Here is an 18,911-nt window from a genome sequence, read left to right on the forward strand (position 1 = left end):
GCCGTCATCGGGCGACGACGGCAGCGACCTTGCTGATCGGCTCGGCGAGGGCGTTGATGCTGTCGGACAGCTCCTTGAGCTGGGCCTTGCTCAGCTCGGTGTGCAGCTTCCAGCCGTCACCGGCCCGGTGCTGCCCGAGCGCCTTCTCGACGTTGGCGAACTCCGTGTCGAGCTGGGTGACCAGCTCGGGCGAGCGCTGCTCCAGGGCCGGGCGCAGCGCGGCGATCGCAGCCTTCGAACCCTCCAGGTTGGCGTTGAAGTCCCAGAGGTCGGTGTGCGAGTAGCGGTCCTCCTCGCCGGTGATCTTGCCGCTGGCGACCTCGTCGAGGAGCTCCTTGGCGCCGTTTGCGAGCTGGAGCGGGTTGAGCTTCTCGGCGTTGGCCTTGGCCACGATCTCCTTGACGTCGGCGAGCAGCCGGTCGGCGATCGGGCCGTCCCTGCTGATGTCGCCGGACTGCCAGAGGTCCTTCTCGATCCGGTGGAAGCCGGTGAACTCCATCCCCTCCTCGATGACCTCCTCGCGGCCGTCGATCCTGGGGTCGAGGTCGCCGAAGATCTCCGCCACCGGCTCGATCCGCTCCCAGTAGGTGCGGGCGACCGGGTAGAGCGCCTTGGCCTTGGCCACGTCACCGGCCTTGACCGCGGCGACGAACTCCTCGGTCTTGGTCAGCAGGGCGCCGGTCTGGCTGGCCACGTACCGCTGGTAGCTGGCGGTGGCCTGGGCCAGCGCGGCGTCCGGCGCGACGGTCGCGGCGGTACCGCTGACCTTCAGCGCGCCCCGGATGCCCCGGCCGCTCATCCCGGGCTTGCACGCGGTCTCGTACGTCCCGGCGGGCAGCTCGACGCGCAGCTCGCGGCTGAGCCCCGGGGCGATGTTCTCCACCTCGCCCATCACCCGGTCACCGGCGGCGTACACGTAGAACTCGTTGACCTTGCTGCCGGAGTTGGTGATGGTGAAGGTCGCCTGGCCGGCGTCGAGGGCGGTGACGTCGACCTCGCAGGTGGTGTCGCTGGCCTTGACCTTCACCGCGTTGGCGCCCTTCGCGCCGTCCTGCTCCTTGCCGTCACTGCAGGCGGTCACACCGGTGACGGCCAGCACGCCGGCGGCGGCGAGCACCAGGAAGCGGGTGGTACGCATCAGTTTCTGTCTCCTCGGGAGCAGGTGGGTTCAGGCGTGCTGCGGCGCGGAGGCCGGGCGGTCGATGTCGGACCCGGCGGCTTCACCGGCCGGGGCGACGCCTGTGGCCGGGGCGGCTTCACCGGCCGGGGCGGTCGTGGGCGGAGTCGGCGTCGCGGCCGGGGCGGTCGGCTTGCCGGCGGGCGACGGCTTGCGGAGGAAGAGGAACAGCACCGGCACGGCGTAGGCGGCCCAGGCGACCATCTCGAGCACGCTCGGGGTGGCGGTGATGTTGAACATCCCGGCGAGCAGGGCGGCGTACCAGGTGTTCGGGTCGAGCACCGAGGTGATGTCGAAGGCCAGGTCGTTCAGGCCGGGCAGGACATCGGCCTCCTGGAAGTCGTGCACGCCGTACTTGAGGATGCCGGCGGCGACGAGGATGAGCAGCGCGCCGGTCCAGGTGAAGAACGTCGACAGGTTGATCCGCAGCGCGCTGGCGTAGAGCAGGACGCCGATCACCACGGCGGTGACGATGCCGCCGATCAGCGCCAGCAGCGGACCGCTGTCCCCCGCCGCGCCCTGGGCGGCGGAGTAGAAGATCAGGGCGGTCTCCAGCCCCTCCCGGATCACCGCGAGGAAGCTCATGCCGGCCACCGCGAGCGAGCCGACCGCCAGCGCCTCGGTGAGCTTGCCCCGCAGCTCGCCGGCGATCGTCCGGGCGGCCTTGCGCATCCAGAAGATCATCCAGGTCACGAAGACCACGGCCGCGACGGAGGTCACCGCCTCGAACAGCTCGCGGTCCTCGGAGCGGGCGAGCAGCGAGGTGGAGGTGTACTCGATCAGCCAGCCGAAGAGCACCGACAGCACCACGGCCAGACCGACGCCGGCCCACACCTGGGGCAGCCGGTCCCGGCGCTGCGACTTCACCAGGAAGGCGACCAGGATGCTGACCACCAGGGTCGCTTCCAGGCCCTCACGCAGGCCGATCAGGTACGTGGCGAACATCGATGCTCCGGTGTGATGAGGATAGCCTCACTTAACTAAGGGCAGACTTACCTTCCTCCTGCTCCCCTGGTGCCGTCAAGTCGATCGCCACGACTTCACCTGTCCGTCCCGTGACAGGATCGGCCCGACGTTCACGGACGGGACGAGGCCCCTTGATCACTTCCACCAGCACGCCGGCCGACCCACCGTCGCCAGGGATTTCCGCCCCCACGCCGGCGGCCGCCGACCCGGCACACCGGCGGCGGTTCACCACCGGCCAGCCCCACGCCGCCGGACGCCGACCGTGAGGGGCCTGCTGCCCTGGCTGGCGGTGCTGGCGCTGGTCGTGGTGCTCAGCGAGCTGCGGCTGCGCCCGCTGGCCGCCGCCGTGTCACTGGCCTGGCTGGCCTGGTGCGTCTGGACCTGGATCCGCCCCACCCGCCGCACCCCACACTGACCGACTGCGCGGCGTACGCGAAAAGGACCGGGCCGGCCGCGCGGCGGCCGACCCGGTCCTTTTCGAGGCGGAACTCAGTAGCGGTAGTGCTCCGGCTTGAACGGGCCCTCGATGGCGACACCGAGGTAGGAGGCCTGCTCCTTGGTGAGCTGGGTCAGCTTGGCGCCCAGCGCGTCCAGGTGCAGCCGGGCGACCTTCTCGTCCAGGTGCTTCGGCAGCACGTACACGCCGACCGGGTACTCGTCGGTCTTGGTGAACAGCTCGATCTGGGCGATCGTCTGGTTGGCGAACGAGTTCGACATCACGAAGCTCGGGTGGCCGGTGGCGTTGCCCAGGTTCAGCAGGCGGCCCTCGGAGAGCACGATGATGGCGTGGCCGTCGTCGAACTTCCAGAGGTCGACCTGCGGCTTGATGTTCTCCCGGGTGACGTCCGAGCGCTTGGCCAGGCCGGCCATGTCGATCTCGTTGTCGAAGTGGCCGATGTTGCCGACGATGGCCTGGTGCTTCATCCGGGCCATGTGCTCGTTGGTGATGACGTCGAAGCAGCCGGTCGCGGTGATGAAGATGTCGGCCTTCTCGACCACGTCGTCCAGGGTGGCGACCTGGTAGCCGTCCATTGCCGCCTGGAGCGCGCAGATCGGGTCGACCTCGGTCACCACGACCCGGGCGCCCTGGCCGCGCAGCGACTCGGCGCAGCCCTTGCCCACGTCGCCGTAGCCCATGACGACCGCCATCTTGCCGCCGATGAGGACGTCGGTGGCCCGGTTGATGCCGTCGATGAGCGAGTGGCGGCAGCCGTACTTGTTGTCGAACTTGCTCTTGGTCACCGAGTCGTTGACGTTGATGGCCGGGAAGAGCAGGGTGCCGGCGCGGTGCATCTCGTAGAGCCGGTGCACGCCGGTGGTGGTCTCCTCGGTCACGCCCTTGATGGCGGAGGCGATCCGGGTCCAGCGCTGGCCGTCCTCGGCGAGCGAGCGGTGCAGCAGCCCGAGGATGACCGCGTACTCCTCGGAGTCGGCGGACTCGACCGGCGGGACGACCCCGGCCTTCTCGAACTCGACGCCCTTGTGCACGAGGAGGGTGGCGTCACCACCGTCGTCGAGGATCATGTTGGGGCCAGCGCCGTCGGGCCAGGCGAGCACCTGCTCGGTGCACCACCAGTACTCCTCCAGGCTCTCGCCCTTCCAGGCGTAGACGGGTACGCCGGCCGGGGCCTCGGGGGTGCCGTTCGGGCCGACGACGATCGCGGCGGCGGCGTGGTCCTGGGTGGAGAAGATGTTGCAGGACGCCCAGCGGACCTGCGCGCCGAGCGCGACCAGGGTCTCGATCAGGACGGCCGTCTGGATGGTCATGTGCAGCGAGCCGGTGATCCGGGCGCCGGCGAGCGGCTGGGCGTCGGCGAACTCGCGGCGGATCGCCATCAGGCCGGGCATCTCGTGCTCGGCGAGCCGGATCTCCTTGCGCCCGAACTCGGCGAGCGACAGATCCGCCACCTTGTAGTCGCCCTCGGCGAGGGTGCTCGGCCGGGCGCCACTGGTGGACGCCGGGAGGGTGCTGGTCATGGAAGCTCCTGTCGAACGGTGTGCTGCACGACCTTCCACCTTACGCGCATGGTCCAGCCCGGCACGGGCGGCCGCCGGAGACAGCGCACGGGGCGGTCGGTGATGGACAGACTTTCCGTCCACGAGCCGGCCGCCCCGTGCATCCCCCCGGTTTGGTTCCCCGCGCGCTACCGGACCTTCGTCGCGACAACGCTGCGTACCCATAGAGTCACACTGCGCCAGAGATGAGTCAAGCTATTTCGGAAAAGTCGGACTCGTGTCGCGAGTGCGAGGGCCGGCAAGTCAGCTCGACAAGGCGTCAGCGGAGGCCGGCGGTGGCGACGAACGCCTCACCCACGCCGGTGAAGACCAGCGGGCCCGCGGCGGCCGGCCCGACGGCGGCCTGGCCGGGAGCGAGGGTGACCGGGCCGGTCCCGTCGTCCACCGAGACCCGGCCGGCCCGGCAGAGCACCACCCGGGGCCCCGGCAGCGGCAGCCGCAGCTCGGGCGTGGCCGCGTCCACCGTCACCCGGTGCAGCGCGAAGTCCTCGACCGGCACCGGCCAGCAGACCACGCCCGGCGCCACCGGCCGCGCCATGACCACCGGCTCGGCCAGCACCTCGAAGCGGAGTACCCGCAGCAGCTCGTCGACGTCCACGTGCTTCGGCGTGAGCCCGCCGCGCAGCACGTTGTCGCTGGCCGCCATGATCTCCACCCCGGTGCCGCGCAGGTAGGCGTGCAGGTTGCCGGCCGGCATCCAGATCGCCTCCCCCGGCGCCAGCCGCACGTGGTTGAGCAGCAACGCCACCAGCACTCCCGGGTCGCCCGGGTAGTCGGCCGCCAGCGACCGGGCCAGTTCGGCATCCGGGCCGGCGACGCGCGCCGCCACCACCGCGTCGACCAGCCCGGCGCGCTGCGCCGCCGGCCAGGTCAACAGCAGACGCACGGCGTCCCGCAGGCCCGTCGGTCCGGTGCGCAGCGCGGAAACCACCGGCTCCAGCGCGGGTACGCCGAACGCGGCGAGCGCGTCCGCCGAGTCCGCCGGGTCGCGGAACCCGCAGAGCGCCTCCATCGGCGCGATCGCGACCAGCAGTTCCGGCTTGTGGTACGGGTCGACGTAGTTGCGCCGCCCCTGGACGCGCGCGCCGTCGGCGATGTACCCGGCGCGGGCCTGCTCCGGGTCCGGGTGGGCCTGGAGACTCAGCGGCGCGTCGGCGGCGAGCACCTTCAGCAGGAACGGCAGCCGGGTGCCGAACCGGTCGACCACCTGCTCGCCGAGCCAGTGGCCCGGCTCGGCGGCGACCAGGTCGACCAGGCTCGCCCGCTCGCCGCCGCGCTCGACTGTGGCCGGGGCGCCCGGGTGGGCGCCCAGCCACAGCTCCGCCTCCGGCCCGTCGCTGGGCACCGGGCGCCCCTGCAACTCGGCGATGGCCGAGCGGGACCCCCAGGCGTAGTCGCGGATCGGGCCGTGCAGCAGCTCCATGCTCAGCCTCCGGCCCGCCCGGCGACGTCGCCCGGCTCGGTCTCCGACCCCGGTACGGCGGTGTGCGAGGCCGCACCGGTGCCGGCGCGCTCCGCGGCGGCGCTGTAGACGTCCGGCTCCAGGTAGATCACCCGGGCGATCGGCACGGCCGCGCGGATCCGCGCCTCGACGGTGTTGATGCCGCGGGCCAGTTCCTCGGCGCTGTGGCGGGCCGACACGCCGATCTTCGCGGCGACCATCAGCTCCTCGGGGCCCAGGTACAGCGTCTTCATGTGGATGATCCGCTCGACCTCGGGGCCTTCGGTGATCGCCTTCTCGATGGCGGCGATGTCGTGCGTCTCCGCGCCCTCGCCGAGCAGCAGGCTCTTGGTCTCGATGGCGAGGATGATCGCGATGGCCACCAGCAGCACACCGATCATCGCGGTGCCGAGGGCGTCCCACACCCCGTCACCGGTGATCAGGGTCATGCTGACACCGAAGAGCGCGAAGACCAGACCGACCAGCGCGCCGAGGTCCTCCAGCAGCACCACCGGCAGCTCGGGCGCCTTGGCCCGGCGGACGAACTTCACCCAGGACTGGTTGCCCCGGACGTGGTTCGACTCCTTGATCGCGGTCCGGAAGGAGAACGACTCCATGATGATCGCGACCACCAGCACGACGACCGGCACCGCCTTGTACTCCTCGATGCCACCCCCCTCGTGCCACTTGTGGTACGCCTCGTACAGCGCGAAGAGACCACCGACGCTGAACAGCACGATCGACACGATGAACGCGTAGATGTAGCGCTCCCGGCCGTACCCGAAGGGGTGCTGCGGGGTGGCCTCGCGCTTGGCCCGCTTGCCGCCGAGCAGCAGCAGGCCCTGGTTGCCGGAGTCGGCGACGGAGTGGATCGACTCCGCCAGCATCGACGAGGAACCCGTCAGGAGGAACGCGATGAACTTGGTGACGGCGATGCCGACGTTGGCCAGCAGGGCGGCGACGATCGCCTTCGTCCCGCCGTTCGCGCTCACGCTCCCGCTCCGTTCCGCCGCGCGACACCGGTCGCCACGCCGCTGAGCAGGACCGTTCGCCCCTTGCGTTCGCTCACTGGTTCGACAGCTCCTTCATCTCCGTGATCGCCGGGACCGCCATCGGGTCCAGGCCGTGGGCCAGGGCCAGGTAGACCGAGGCGAAGTCGGGTACGGCCACCAGCGAGGCGAGCCGCTCCAGCGCGGAGCCGCCCTCGGCGGTCACCACGTCGCAGCGCACCCCGCGCCGCTCGGCGAGGGTCTGCACGGCCTCGGCGCGGCGCTCCTCGACGGCGAGCGGCTCGTCGGTGTCGTCCTCGGCGTTGAGCCCGCCGTCGCGCAGCAGCACCAGCCGCAGCCGGGTCGGGTCGCCCTCGGCCTCGTCCCGGTCGGCGAAGATGTCCCGCGCCGACTCGACCAGGCCGCCGAAGACGCCGTCGAGCAGGCCGACGCGCCCGCGGCCGGCCTCGCCGAGCGCCCCGGTGACCACCGGGTAGCGAGCGTTGGCCGACAGCGTGTCGCCGAAGCGCCGGGCCGCGACGGTGGCCAGCGGGGAGGACCCCCAGACGATCGGGATCGACCCGGCCAGCCCGAGGGCCAGCGACTTCGCCGGGTTGACGAAGGACTCGGCGGTGGGACGGCACCGGTCGGCGTCGGCGTCCAGCCGGGCCGCGGTCTCCGCCAGATCCGCCTCGTTGACCTTCACGAGGCCGAGCGTACGGGCGGCGAGCAGAACCGGCACGGTAAGCGCCCAGAGACTGGCCCGGGCCGGGGCGCGCCGGGGCACCGGGATGAACGGGGCACGGGCCCGCTCGGCGACCGACTGGAGCTGCGAGTCGGGCGCCCCGACGGCGACCAGCCGGGCACCCCGGCGGTGCGCGGCCTCGGCGGCGCCGAGCGCCTCGGGGCTGCGACCGGAGGCGCTGACCGCGATCACCACGTCGGCCGCGCCGACCCAGCCGGGCACGCCGGCGCTGCGGTGCGGGATGACCGGCACCGGGCAGCGCGGCCCGGCGACCGTGGCGAGCACGTCACCGGTACGCCCGGCGGTGCCGATGCCGGCGATGACGACCGCCCGGGGGCGAAGGTCGTCCTCCAGCAGCGACAGGTTGGCCTCGGCGGCCAGGGCGGCCGACTCGCGCACCTGGGCGCCGGCCGAGGCGGTGAACCGGAGCATGCCGCCCGGGTCCTGCTCGGCGAAGGTGTCCGGGTCGTCCAGGACGGACTCGTCGGCCACCCGCCGGCCGCTGACCCCGGCCGAACCGTCCATCACCGCTGCGCCTCCGGGCCGCCGCGCGCCTCGTCCAGCAGCAGCACCGGCACGTCGTCGCGTACCTCGAAGACGCGACCGCACTCGGTGCAGGTGAGGGTCTGCGCCTGCGCGTCGTAGTCCAGCGGGGCGTGGTGTGTGTCCGGGCAGGCGAGGATCTCGAGCAACTGCGGGTCCAGGGCCACGGTGCGGCTCCTTCCACGTGTGCGGTCTCGCCGGTCGGCGGTGCCGACCGGCGCAGGCGATCTTATCGGCGAACGCGCTCCAGCACCTCGTCGCGCAGCGAGATCATCCGCTCCTCGGTCGGGCCCTCCACGTTGAGCCGCAGCAGCGGCTCGGTGTTGGAGGGGCGCAGGTTGAACCAGGCCCCGTCCGGGAAGCGCAGGGTGAGGCCGTCCAGCTCGTCGACCTCCGCCTCCGGGTACGCGGCGCGCACCTCGGCGACCTTCGCCGCCTGGTCGGCCACCGTGGAGTTGATCTCACCGGAGGCGGCGTACCGCTCGTAGATGCTGGCCAGGATCGACAGCGGCTGGGACTGCTCGCCGAGGGCGGCCAGCGTGTGCATGGCGGCGAGCATGCCGGTGTCGGCGAACCAGAAGTCCCGGAAGTAGTAGTGCGCGGAGTGCTCGCCGCCGAAGACGGCGTTGGTGCGGGCCATCTCGGCCTTGATGAACGAGTGGCCGACCCGGGCCACCACCGGCCGGCCGCCGTGCTCGCGGATGATCTCCGGCACCGCGCGGGAGGTGATCAGGTTGTGGATCACCGTGGAGCCGGGGTGCTTGGCCAACTCACGGGCCGCCACCAGGGCGGTGATCGCGGACGGGGAGACCGGCTCGCCGCGCTCGTCGACCACGAAGCAGCGGTCGGCGTCGCCGTCGAAGGCGAGCCCGATGTCGGCCGTGTGCGCCACCACCGCGCGCTGGAGGTCGACCAGGTTCTTCGGGTCGAGCGGGTTGGCCTCGTGGTTGGGGAAGGTGCCGTCCAGCTCGAAGTAGAGCGGCACGATCTCCAGCGGCAGGGCCGGCAGGGCGGCCTCGCCGAGCACGGTGGGCACGGTGTAGCCGCCCATCCCGTTGCCCGCGTCGACGACCACCTTCAGCGGCCGGATGCTCGACAGGTCGACCAGCTTGCGCAGGTGCGCGGCGTAGTCCGGCAGCAGGTCCCGCCGCCGGGCCGGCGCGGGCGGCTCGCCGGCCACGCGCTTACCGGCGGCGAGCAGCGCCTGCGCCCGGTCCCGGATGTCGGCCAGGCCGCTGTCCTGCCCGATCGGGCGGGCGCCGGAGCGGCACATCTTGATGCCGTTGTACTGCGCCGGGTTGTGGCTGGCGGTGAACATCGCGCCCGGCAGGCCCAGCGCGCCGGAGGCGTAGTAGAGCATGTCGGTGGAGCCCAACCCCAGCTCGATCACCGTACGGCCCTCGGCGCGCACGCCGGTGGCGAAGGCGCTGGCCAGGGCGGGGCCGGTGGCCCGCATGTCGTGCGCGATCAGCACGGCGTCGCCCGGCTCGCCGGCATCGTTGAGCACCTGCGTGAAGGCCGCCCCGAGCGCCTCGGCGGTGCGCTCGTCCCACTGGTCCGGCACCGTCCCCCGGACGTCGTACGCCTTCACGATCTGGGACAGGTCAGACACCGGGTTCACTCCTCGACAGCAGGTCGTCAACGAACCTGAGCCTAACGGAGCGGCCGGGTCCGCCCCGTCCTAGCCGGGGAGGCGGGGCATGAAGGTGGTCGCCCCACCGTCGGGCGGGGCGGCCGGCGGCGTGGCGGGTCGCTGCGGCGCGGGCGGCGTGGCGGCGGGCGGGGCCGAGGTCGGCGCGCCGTACACCCCGCCGGACGGGCGCGGGGTGGGCGTAACGGTCGGGTACGCGCCGGCGCCGCCGTACAGGCCGCTGGGGCGCGCGGGGGCGGGCTGCTGGCCGTACACCTGGGGGGCCGGCGCGGGGGTCGCGCCCGGCACCCCGCCGCCGGAACGGTAGGTGGTCGGACCGGGGTTGCGCGGCAGCGGGACAGCCGGGTACGCCTGCTCGCCGGCGGGCCCGTGGTCCTGACGGTTGTTGCGGATGAGCAGGGCGATCAACCCGGCGCCGATGGCTACCAGGGCGATGCCGAACCACATGATCATGGATCCTCCGGAGGACTCTTCGGCAGCGGCGACGGCCTGGCCGGTGGTCGGGGCGGCGAGGACGGCCTGGTTCGGCTCGTCCGTGACGGCGGCCGGTGTCCCGGTCGCGCTCGGGGTGGGCGTCGGGGTGGGCTTGCTGCTCGGGGTCGCGCTCGCGGCGAGGCGCCCACCGACCCGGGAGGTGTCGGCGCCCCGGCCGATCAACCGGCCGACGGCGGTCGTCGCCTCGCCGACCACCTCCAACCTGCCCGCCGGCGCGCCCGCGACGAACGCGACCCGGTAGCGAACGGTGATGCTCTTCCCCTTGCACAACGTGGCATTCGCCGGCGAGGTACGGCCGGTGGCGACGCTGCCACCGCCGCCGGAGACCGGTACCGGGAACCAGCGACCGCCGATGTTCACCTGTACCCGAACCTGGTCCGGATTCAACCCGGTGAGCCGCAACCCGAGCGAACTGCGCAGCAGCACGCAGCCCTCCGTACGCTTGCGCACCTCCATCGAGACGCCGCCCGGGGAACCGCCCGCGCTGAAGCTGCTCGCCGCACGGACCCCGACCCGGTCGGAGTCGGCGTACGCGGGGGCGACGCCGACGACGAGCAGGCCGCCGAGCAGCGCAGCAGCCGTCACCAGCCGTACGACCTGCCGACGCACGGACATCTCCACCTCACCGTCTCTCCCCCGCTGGAGTCCGGCGTCAGGTTACTACCGGGCCAGGGGGGCCTCTCACCATCGAGCGGTCCAGATGTGTGCCGCATTACCCTGCGGGCCGTGTCCTGAGTCATGCCGGCCGCACCCTTCCGGGCGGGCGCGATGGGACGATGGCGGCGGCGGCTCTTTACCTGGTCAGAGGCGTCGCGGGGGTCGCTGTACGGCGGGTGCGGGCGGTGGCTCTGACGGGTGCCGCCCCGTCGGAGTCCCCCCGGGGGATCGCCTCGTCGGTGCGGGCGATGGCGGTGCCGGCGCGAACTCGGCGGGCCGCCGCGCAGGATCAGGAACGAGTCAGGTGAGGGCGGCGGCCAGGGCGTCGCGGCAGAGCCGGTCGGCGGTGCGGGTGGTCTCGGGCAGCCGGTAGCGCGGGGTGAGCGCGAGCACCTGGTCGACGGCGTTGTCCAGGCTCATCCGGTGCCCGACGCTGACGAAGACCGGCTTGACGCCGTCCCGGGTCCGCAGTACCCACCCCACGGTCTCGCCCCCGTCGACCAGCGGCGTGCTGTCACCGCGCCGCGGCCCGGGCTCCGCCGACTCGCCGACCAGCCGAGTCTTGCCCACCCCGATCGCCGGCAGCCCGGTCACCACCCCCAGGTGACAGGCCAGCCCGAACCGGCGCGGGTGGGCCAGCCCGTGCCCGTCGCAGACCAGCAGCTCCGGCTGGACCGTCAGCCCGTCGAGGGCGGCCAGCAACGCCGGCAGCTCCCGGAAGGCGAACAGCCCCGGCACGTAGTCGAACGCCGGCCGCCCCACGCTCACCGCCCGGTCCACCACCGTCAGGGTCGCGGCGTCCAGCACCGTGACGGCCGCCGCGAGCAGGTCACCGCTCTCCGCGTACGCGACGTCGAGGCCGGCCACCGTCGCGGGCCGGCGCGGACCGGGCCCGACCAGGTCCGCGAGCGGCCGCAACCGATCCTGTACGGCTACCGCCTCGGCGACCGTCCTCGGCGTGTGCACCTGCACCGGCGCCCCTCTCCGTCCCCGCTGGGCGTCTCTGTTCCCGGCTGCGCCTGGGCCGAGGACCGTGCCGCCGGTCGTCGCCGCTGACCGGCCCTGCCGTCTCCCGCTCTCGGCCTTCGCGGCTCCGTGTCGCTTCGACCCGCCGCCAGCTGTCTCCGACGCGTCCGGTCCAGTCAGGCGAGGGCTTGATCGACTCCATGTACACGATGTTGCGGTGTTCCCCAGCGACGGACACCGCAACATCGCGTACATGGTGTGGATCATCCAGACTCCCGCCGCGTGGCGGGAACGGGTGGCCGTCGCTATTCGCCGCTGTCGGCCTTGTCCGGCCGCTCATCCGTGCGGGTGCCGCCGAAGGCGACCGCGAAGGCCACGCCGATCGCGACGCCGAAGGCCACCCCGCCAGTGTCCCGGAAGAGGGCCAGGCCGATGACGAGGCCCAGCAGAAGGCCGCTCGCCCATGCCGTCGACTGCCGCTTGGACATGCCGGAGTTCGTGGATTTCACCACCCGCTGCCGCGCCTGCTGGGCGGGCCGCCGCCCCGCTCGTCGGCGTCACTGGCCGACGCGACCGTCGATGCGCTCGCGGAGGAAGTCGGCGTGACCGTTGTGGCGGGCGTACTCCTCGATCATGTGCACCAGCAGCTCGCGCAGCGAGATGGTCAGGTCTCCCCGGTGCCCGTTGACGCCCAGGTCGGCAGCCTCGTCGACGAACCGCTCGGCGTACGCGACCTCCGCACGCCAGGCCGCCCACGCCTCCTCGACCACCGTCGGATTGGCGACCGCGCCGTCGAAGTCGGCGTCGGGCTCCTCCTCGGTGCACCAGATCCGCGGCGCGTCCTCGCCGGCCATGGTGCGGCGGAACCAGCCCCGCTCCACCTCGGCCAGGTGCCGAACCAGGCCGAGCAGCGACATCGTCGACGGCGGCACGCTGCGCCGGGCCAGCGCCTCGGCGTCGAGGTCGGCGCACTTGAGTTCCAGGGTCAGCCGGTGGTCACGCAGGTAGCCGACCAGGAGACTCCGCTCGTCGTCGAAGCCACCGGTGGAGCGGGGGTCGTCCTCGGGCTTGAGGAACATGTCCGACCAGCCGAAGGAGCGGGTGGGGAGGTCAGCGAGGGTGTCGGCATGCGGGTCCGTCATGTCGCGACCCTGGCCCCGCCAGCGAACGACCGCAACGGATTTCCACTGACGAAGCGGGCCTTCATGGACAGCCGGCCGCGCCCGCCGAGAACATCTGGTTGATTTCCTCGCCAGAAGGAAGAGGAACGCCTTTGGTCACCTCAACTGCAATCCGCTCAAGGGCACACCTGTCGACCGGCTCATATCGATCGTCATTGCGACAGCCGCCGAGAAAGCGGAACGCGAGGTCGGGGTTGTACGACCATGACCGCTGCCGATGATCCCAGATCACCGCGTGACCACGGGCCATGTCGACCACTAGGATTCCCGAAGGCTTCACCCTCTCGCCGTCACGGTAGAGAACGAAATAGGCCAACCCTGGCGCGCCGCTAATACCGACGCTACTCACCGTCGTCAGCTTCCAAGACCGGGATCGGCAGCCTCATCACCGGCCGCCAACAGTTGCTCCTCGAACATGACGAAGGTGCGGCGTCGAATACCAGCCACGAGTGCTCGCTCCTCAATCGTCAGAGGTCGCCTCTCCCGCCTTGCGGAGTCGACGATCGTGTTCACGGTCTCGTAGAGAGCGAAGATCGGTCCCTGCCCGGACAAGTTCTCGGCGCGATAGCGCTCGACGTCCTGCACGAATTCGGCCGCGGGTCGCTTAAACACCTCACCACCCACCGCGAAGACAATCTCCTTGAAGAGGCCGCTCTCGTCGCGCCAACCACCCTCCGCCGAGATTCGCCACACACGCACTCTCCCGTCAGCGGAAGCCACAATCTTGACCGGGGAATCGTAGTACGAGTAATAGGCCGGCAAGACCAACCCGGGAACCTGACCAGTCACGGCATCTCCTCGTATGTCGAGAGCAACGCGCGCCAGAAGAACTGTTGCTCCCGTCGCAAGATGCTATCGGCAATCGCCTTTTCGGTGTCGGAGAGCCCCCGCGCTCCCTCCCGTGCCAGGCTGGCAAGGTCACGGCGGACCTCGAACAAGACGTGCTCCCAGACGGCCACCTCGTCCAGTGCCGCCAAGTGCAAGCGGAACTCGGCGAGATGACCGTTCGGCATCTCGAGTACAAGCTGGACATCGCGATAACCACTGTCCTGTGGCGCCAGGAACCTGTCTTCGTACTGCACGATGCGGACGTCTGGGCGGTCTCGCAGCCGCGCAAGCGCCGCATAGAGGTCATCGAGACAGCGGAACTCCACCTTCGCTGCGGCCAGGTCCCGCAGCCGTGAGGCATTGCCCCGGTACTTCTCAATCTTGTCCAACGCTCGGCGCCGGTCCTTCGGTTTTGGCCGCCAGCCGGGATGACCGACTGCCTCGCCGTCGACGTACGCCAACTCACTCGCAACTCTGTTGAGATCGATCTGAGCCACGGCTGCGGCTTCATAGAGTTCGTCGAGATAGGCCTTTCGGTAAGCGGGATCGTCGGACCGGCTGCGGTCGAAGCCCGGTTGCGCCACGCTCTCTCCGTCGACGTGAACGCTGGCGCTGATCTGCCGTTGTGCGTCGGACAGGGGCGTCGCGACAGGGTCGGGAGGATCAACTGCTGCGATCGTGTGCGCACCCCGCTCTGCGATGTTGTCGAGCACTGACCCCAGGACGTCGATGGCCCGCTGATGGGTCGCGAGGTGGTGCAGCGTCAGCGGACGCGCCGTCAGCGAGTTCGCGAGCTCCGGCGTGGCCAGGATCATCCGCGCCAGATCGGGATGCTGCGTCAACTGCCTGACCAGCGTCTCGGCGAGCATCGGCTCGCCGTACGGGGGCGTCTGCCACGTTTCGTCGAGCATGCGAGCAACCTGCGGATCGACGAGCAACCGCGCCACGTCGTGGGCCGCCGCCTCGTCGAGGTGCGGCGCCAGCCGCCGGAGCGTCGGACCGTCGAGCTGGGCGGCGACCTCGGCAGGGGTGATGCCTGCTTCGAACGCCGCGTCGAGATGGGCACTCGCCGCGACGACCTCACGAGCCGGCAGCCCGGCAGCCTGACGCTCCCGGTACGCCAGTTGACGTGCTCGCCGCAGTTCATCCGCTTCGCCGGGCGGCTCATCGGCCTCCGGCGGCGGGTCGGGCGCGGCAGGTGGCACGCCGTTTGCCGGAGGACCGTTTCCGGGGGAAGCGGCGCCCGGGCCGTCAAGCAGGTGGAGGCGGTTCAGGTACGGGTCGCCGTACCCGGCCTCGTCCTCCGGCGTCGACGGATGGTCGGGCAGATCGGGGAGGACACTGAATTGTCCCCGGGCCAACCCACCCAGCGGCATCGGCCGGCCGTCACTCCCGAGCACGAGGGCATCCACGCTGATGACGTTGTCCGGGTCGGCGACGCCCTGATGGTGGTAGAGGGGCCGGTCGTGGACCGCGCCGCTCTGCGGGTCGAGGTAGAGGATGGTGCCGTTCTGGTTGAGGGCGACCCAGGCGTGCGATCCGCCGTTCTCCCACTCGGTGATGAGGAACGCGTAGCTGCCGTGGCCGCCGATCTTCAGCTGGATCCGCAGGTTTTCAAAACCACGGTCGACCGCGTCGCGCAGGGTCGAACCTTCCGTCGCCGCTTCCCGACGGCCCACCAGCTTCTGGAAACGCCCGCCGGTGACCTGCTCCACCCGCCGCGGGCCGTTCTTCTCGCCCATGATCGGACACCGGATGTCACCCGCGGCGTAACCATCGAAGGTACGCGGCGCGGAAACCCGCGGCCGGCCGTGTACCCAGGTCTCGAAGAGCGACAGCGTGCAGTCGAGGCAGTTGATGCCACGCGTGGGGTCGGCCTGCGGCCCGCCGTCGTTGGCGAGCGCGAACCACCCGCCCTGCCGGGGATCGGCGGTCCGCACGACGTTGCCGTCAGGGTGGCGGGGCATCTGCCGCTCGAGGTCGGTCTGGTGCAGTGCCAGCGGCGGGCGCAGCCCGCCCCACTGCCCGTACCGGCGGGAACGGTCGATCGGCGGCGGATCGTCGTCGGCACCGGTCAGCGCCGACCGGTCGCTCGTCTCGACCGCGCCGAGGGCCAGATCGGCGACGTCGTCGTTGATCCGCTGGAAGTCGGCCGGGTTGTCGATGAGGACCTCATTTGGCACGACCCTGCCGGCCAGGATGTCATCGGCCAGATCCTGCTCGTCGAACGCGTCACGCTGGTCCTGGTTCGCTAGCCGCTGGAACCAGTCCGCCATTTCGACGCGGCCCTCGCGCTGCAATTCGATCGCGCGACGGGCCGACCGGCGTGCCCGTTCCTCGTGGGTTCGAGCCACATCCTTTCGGCGGCTGGCCGCGTCGGACCGCCGCTTGTCCTCGTACCAGGCGCGCTGTGACTCGAAGTAGCCCTGGTAGCGGCGTCGCTCAAGGGCCTCCCGCTCGGCCGCCCACTTCGCGGCGTACCACTCGGGCGTCCTCGGGCGCGGCCGTTCGGTGGACGGTGCCGGTGGAACGGGCGAGGGTTGCGCCTCGGGAAGTGGTGAGGTCGCCGGGGCCAGCGCCTCCAGCGACGAGAACCGGTTCCGGGTGGCGACGTCAACGTCCTGCTCCGGTGCCCCGGGACCCTGCCGAGGCGGCGGTTCCGCACCCACCGGGGTGGGCCGCTGCACGGGCGGCGCGGTGACGGCCGGAGGGCTGCCGTGGGCGGCGGCCACCGGCGGGTGCGCCGACGCCGACCGGTTCGGATTGGCCGGAGGGGCGCTGGTCGCCGCGCTGCCGACCGCCCCGGTGCTGGACGACGTGACGGTGGCCTGCGACGTCACGGTGGCGGAAGTCGTCACGGTGCCGGGCGACGTAAGCGTGGTGGGCGTCGCCGTGGTGGCTGAGGTCGTCACGGGGCCGGTGGTCACAGGGGCGGAGGTCACCGGGTTGGCAGCCGTCGGTGTGGTGGTGGAGTGAGCTGCGGTGGCAGGCGCCTCGCCAACCTGTGGCGAGGGCGGACGTTCGGCGGTGACCGACGAGAGCGTGGGGCTGCCCGACGACGGCTCGTGCCCCACCTGAGTCGGCGCGCCGGCGTCCACGGTGACGGCCGCTGACGCCCCGCGATCCGACGCCGACCCGACCTCCGCTGCCGGGACTGGGTCCCCCTGGCCGACCGCCACCGGCTCCCGGTCCGGCTGCGGTGCGGGCGGAGCGGCATCCGCAAGCGAGGCGGCAAGCGCCGCGCCCGTTCCGGAACCAACGGACAACGCCGAAGCGCCCGCCTCCGAAGACGATCCGTCGCGGGGCGAGGGGAGGTCGCCCGCAGCGACCGCCGGCGACACGAGCGGCAGCTCCATGGGCGGGAGCGGCGCGGCGAGCGCGCTCAACTGCCCGTCGACGCGGGCGCGCACCGCCGCGTCGACCTGGCCGGTGGCCGAGCCGGTGGCGCCGGAGACGGCCGCCCGCGCGGCGTCCTCCAGCGACATGACGCCCTGGCCGGTGGCCAGGCCCGCCGCGCCCTCGGCGAGGGTCTCGCCGGTCATCTCCCGGCCGAAGTGTTCGACAATCCGCGCGCCGCGGCCGTTGGCATGCCGGCCGAGCCCCGCCAGCGGCGCCACCGCGCCGCCGGCGAGCCCACCGACCGCCGACGCGCCGAGATCGGCCAGGTCCAGACCGTCGCGACGTCCGGTGGAGTTCTGGTACGCCTGCGTGGCAAGGCTGATCCCGGACTCCTCCGCCGCCTCCTCCAGCCCACCCCTGGCAGCACGCTTGCCCAGCCCACGCATGCCGCCCCGGGCCACTTCCTTGGCGGCCCGCTCCCCGGCCTCCTTGAGTCCCTGCTTCAGTTCCTTCTTCGCGAGTTGGGCCAGCAGCCGCCTGAAGATCTGCTGGATCACCAGCCGGCTGGCGGTGGTCGCCGCCCCCACGGCGGGTGACGCGGCACCGGCGGTCACCACGCTGGCCACGGCGATCGCCAGCAGCTCGACGACGAGGATGCCCAACTCGATCCAGACCTCGAGCTTGGCGCCCTCGATGTCGCAGCCGCACTCCTCTACCAGCCGGCCGAGGTCGCCGCTTATCGCGAGCAGGACGACCAGGGGCGCCTCGTCGCCTTCGGCAACCCGCCGCCAGGCGGTGTCGAACGCCTCGGCCACCAGGCCGATGCCGCCGTACCCGCTGCGCACCTCCGCCGCGGCGGCGATCGCGTCGTCGCGCGGCCCGGCGAGCGCCGCGGCGACGCCGTACCACTGGTCGGCGAGGTCCCAGACGGCGCGTTCGTCCCCCTCGGGCCATTCCACCCCGATGACCCAGTCGAGTGCCTCGTAGACCCAGCCCGGCAGGTCCCAGGGGCTGTAGTCGAGCGGGTGCGGGATCGGGCTGGGCAGCAGGCTCACGGCTCGGTCCTCCGCAGGTCAGCGCCGGTAGTCGTGCTGGCCGGACACTCCGTCGAGTCGCCGGCCGCTCGCGGCGTCGGTCTCCACTGTGGCCTCGACGGACGACACGACGTCGGCACCGAGCCCGGCCAGCGCCCGGCCGACTCCCTCCCAGGCGCGCAGCAGCGTCTGCTCGTAGCCGCGGTAGCTCTTCTCGAACGCGGCGCCGAGGTCGTCTCGGCCCCACGGACGCTGCTCGCTCGCCGCCGCGATGCGACCGCCGACCTGCTCACATCGGGCGCCGACCGCCTCGCCGGCGAGGTGGAGGTCGGTACCGCCGCGCCGGGCCCGGTCCGGGTCGAGCCAGAGCTGCCCCTCAGCCACGCCGTTCCCCTTCGCCCCCGAACACCGCGTCGGCCCGGCCGAGCAGCGCGCCGAAGTCGCCGCTGCGGAGGAAGTCCACCGAGCCGGATCCCGCCGGCAGGTAGCCGGCAACCAGTTCCTGGGTGGCGGCGACGGCGGCAGCGGTGGCCCGGTGGACCGTCGTCGTGATCTTCCAACTCAGCGCTCTCGCGTCCCGCGCCTGGTAGACGGCCGGACTCAGCTCCACGGCGATCAACTCGCCCCGGGCTCCCACGGTGGCGGTCACCTGACCGTCGTCCGAGCGTTCGGTGATCCGCAGCTCCGCCAGCCTGGTCTGCAGTTCGTCCAAGCCGGACCGGAGCCGCTGGTACTGCCCGTACACCTCGTCGAACCGCGCCCGGAGCGCGCGATTGGCCTCCCGGTCGACACTCTCGGCCAACGCCACCCTCCCCCGGTCACGTTCAGTCAGGCGAACCATACCGGGTGCCACGAAGTCGTGGGGGTCCGGTAGTTTTCAGCT

18 protein-coding genes are annotated in these 18,911 nt (G+C 71.9%); 1 reads left to right on the forward strand and 17 read right to left on the reverse strand.

Going from position 1 to position 18,911, the window contains the following annotated elements; genetic code table 11:
• Window positions 1-4 precede the first annotated feature (4 nt).
• Window positions 5-1,138, reverse strand: coding sequence for an iron uptake system protein EfeO (gene efeO / locus KBX37_RS05580; RefSeq protein ID WP_210774845.1), 1,134 nt, complete (start codon window positions 1,136-1,138; stop codon window positions 5-7).
• A gap of 30 nt (window positions 1,139-1,168) precedes the next feature.
• Window positions 1,169-2,122, reverse strand: coding sequence for an iron uptake transporter permease EfeU (efeU, locus tag KBX37_RS05585; protein ID WP_210774846.1), 954 nt, complete (start codon window positions 2,120-2,122; stop codon window positions 1,169-1,171).
• A gap of 283 nt (window positions 2,123-2,405) precedes the next feature.
• Between efeU and KBX37_RS05590 the strand changes: the two genes are divergently transcribed.
• On the forward strand, window positions 2,406-2,558 hold the full coding sequence (locus KBX37_RS05590; protein WP_172894484.1) for a hypothetical protein: 153 nt from the start codon (window positions 2,406-2,408) through the stop codon (window positions 2,556-2,558).
• A gap of 74 nt (window positions 2,559-2,632) precedes the next feature.
• Here the strand turns inward: KBX37_RS05590 and ahcY are convergent, their stop codons facing one another.
• The 15 genes from ahcY to KBX37_RS05665 all read right to left on the reverse strand — a co-directional run bounded on the left by ahcY (window position 2,633) and on the right by KBX37_RS05665 (window position 18,830).
• Entirely contained in the window at window positions 2,633-4,120 is a 1,488-nt protein-coding gene (ahcY, locus tag KBX37_RS05595) for an adenosylhomocysteinase (RefSeq protein ID WP_210774847.1), read from the reverse strand.
• Window positions 4,121-4,418: 298 nt separating this feature from the next.
• A complete protein-coding gene (manA, locus tag KBX37_RS05600; RefSeq protein ID WP_210774848.1) occupies window positions 4,419-5,582 on the reverse strand; it encodes a mannose-6-phosphate isomerase, class I in 1,164 nt (387 codons plus the stop codon).
• A gap of 2 nt (window positions 5,583-5,584) precedes the next feature.
• On the reverse strand, window positions 5,585-6,592 hold the full coding sequence (locus KBX37_RS05605) for a cation diffusion facilitator family transporter (RefSeq protein ID WP_210774849.1): 1,008 nt from the start codon (window positions 6,590-6,592) through the stop codon (window positions 5,585-5,587).
• A 73-nt stretch (window positions 6,593-6,665) separates the two neighbouring features.
• Window positions 6,666-7,862 carry an SIS domain-containing protein gene (locus tag KBX37_RS05610; RefSeq protein ID WP_210774850.1) on the reverse strand — a complete coding sequence of 399 codons (1,197 nt, stop codon included), beginning with the start codon at window positions 7,860-7,862 and terminating at the stop codon, window positions 6,666-6,668.
• Window positions 7,859-8,044 carry a Trm112 family protein gene (locus KBX37_RS05615; protein ID WP_088963849.1) on the reverse strand — a complete coding sequence of 62 codons (186 nt, stop codon included), beginning with the start codon at window positions 8,042-8,044 and terminating at the stop codon, window positions 7,859-7,861. The genes KBX37_RS05610 and KBX37_RS05615 overlap by 4 nt, the downstream gene beginning before the upstream one ends.
• Window positions 8,045-8,106: 62 nt before the next feature.
• Window positions 8,107-9,489, reverse strand: coding sequence for a phosphomannomutase/phosphoglucomutase (locus tag KBX37_RS05620; RefSeq protein WP_210774851.1), 1,383 nt, complete (start codon window positions 9,487-9,489; stop codon window positions 8,107-8,109).
• 69 nt (window positions 9,490-9,558) lie between these two features.
• The gene (locus KBX37_RS05625) at window positions 9,559-10,638 is read right to left on the reverse strand and encodes a hypothetical protein (protein WP_210774852.1); all 1,080 of its coding nucleotides are present in this window, start codon (window positions 10,636-10,638) and stop codon (window positions 9,559-9,561) included.
• Between the two features lie 342 nt (window positions 10,639-10,980).
• On the reverse strand, window positions 10,981-11,652 hold the full coding sequence (gene nfi, locus KBX37_RS05630) for a deoxyribonuclease V (protein ID WP_374103666.1): 672 nt from the start codon (window positions 11,650-11,652) through the stop codon (window positions 10,981-10,983).
• A gap of 299 nt (window positions 11,653-11,951) precedes the next feature.
• Entirely contained in the window at window positions 11,952-12,134 is a 183-nt protein-coding gene (locus tag KBX37_RS05635) for a hypothetical protein (RefSeq protein ID WP_210774853.1), read from the reverse strand.
• Between the two features lie 69 nt (window positions 12,135-12,203).
• A complete protein-coding gene (locus KBX37_RS05640) occupies window positions 12,204-12,788 on the reverse strand; it encodes a DinB family protein (protein WP_210774854.1) in 585 nt (194 codons plus the stop codon).
• Between the two features lie 61 nt (window positions 12,789-12,849).
• Window positions 12,850-13,176 (reverse strand): hypothetical protein, encoded by a 327-nt coding sequence (locus KBX37_RS05645; protein ID WP_210774855.1) that lies wholly within the window; start codon window positions 13,174-13,176, stop codon window positions 12,850-12,852.
• Between the two features lie 5 nt (window positions 13,177-13,181).
• On the reverse strand, window positions 13,182-13,616 hold the full coding sequence (locus KBX37_RS05650; RefSeq protein WP_210774856.1) for a hypothetical protein: 435 nt from the start codon (window positions 13,614-13,616) through the stop codon (window positions 13,182-13,184).
• Window positions 13,613-18,049, reverse strand: a complete 4,437-nt coding sequence (locus KBX37_RS05655; RefSeq protein ID WP_210774857.1) for a toxin glutamine deamidase domain-containing protein — start codon at window positions 18,047-18,049, stop codon at window positions 13,613-13,615. The genes KBX37_RS05650 and KBX37_RS05655 overlap by 4 nt, the downstream gene beginning before the upstream one ends.
• A gap of 18 nt (window positions 18,050-18,067) precedes the next feature.
• Entirely contained in the window at window positions 18,068-18,412 is a 345-nt protein-coding gene (locus KBX37_RS05660) for a hypothetical protein (protein WP_210774858.1), read from the reverse strand.
• Entirely contained in the window at window positions 18,405-18,830 is a 426-nt protein-coding gene (locus tag KBX37_RS05665; RefSeq protein WP_210774859.1) for a YbaB/EbfC family nucleoid-associated protein, read from the reverse strand. Before KBX37_RS05665 ends, KBX37_RS05660 begins: the two co-directional genes overlap by 8 nt.
• Between the last annotated feature and the right edge of the window lie 81 nt (window positions 18,831-18,911).

The sequence above is a fragment of the Micromonospora sp. U56 genome, assembly GCF_018070095.1.
Lineage (GTDB): Bacteria > Actinomycetota > Actinomycetes > Mycobacteriales > Micromonosporaceae > Micromonospora > Micromonospora purpureochromogenes.

Coding starts and splice junctions, on each gene's coding strand:
- KBX37_RS05640 (WP_210774854.1), bottom strand. CDS start 12,788: ATGACGGACCCGCATGCCGACACCCTCGCTGACCTCCCCACCCGCTCC.
- ahcY (WP_210774847.1), bottom strand. CDS start 4,120: ATGACCAGCACCCTCCCGGCGTCCACCAGTGGCGCCCGGCCGAGCACC.
- efeU (WP_210774846.1), bottom strand. CDS start 2,122: ATGTTCGCCACGTACCTGATCGGCCTGCGTGAGGGCCTGGAAGCGACC.
- efeO (WP_210774845.1), bottom strand. CDS start 1,138: ATGCGTACCACCCGCTTCCTGGTGCTCGCCGCCGCCGGCGTGCTGGCC.
- manA (WP_210774848.1), bottom strand. CDS start 5,582: ATGGAGCTGCTGCACGGCCCGATCCGCGACTACGCCTGGGGGTCCCGC.
- KBX37_RS05635 (WP_210774853.1), bottom strand. CDS start 12,134: ATGTCCAAGCGGCAGTCGACGGCATGGGCGAGCGGCCTTCTGCTGGGC.
- KBX37_RS05625 (WP_210774852.1), bottom strand. CDS start 10,638: ATGTCCGTGCGTCGGCAGGTCGTACGGCTGGTGACGGCTGCTGCGCTG.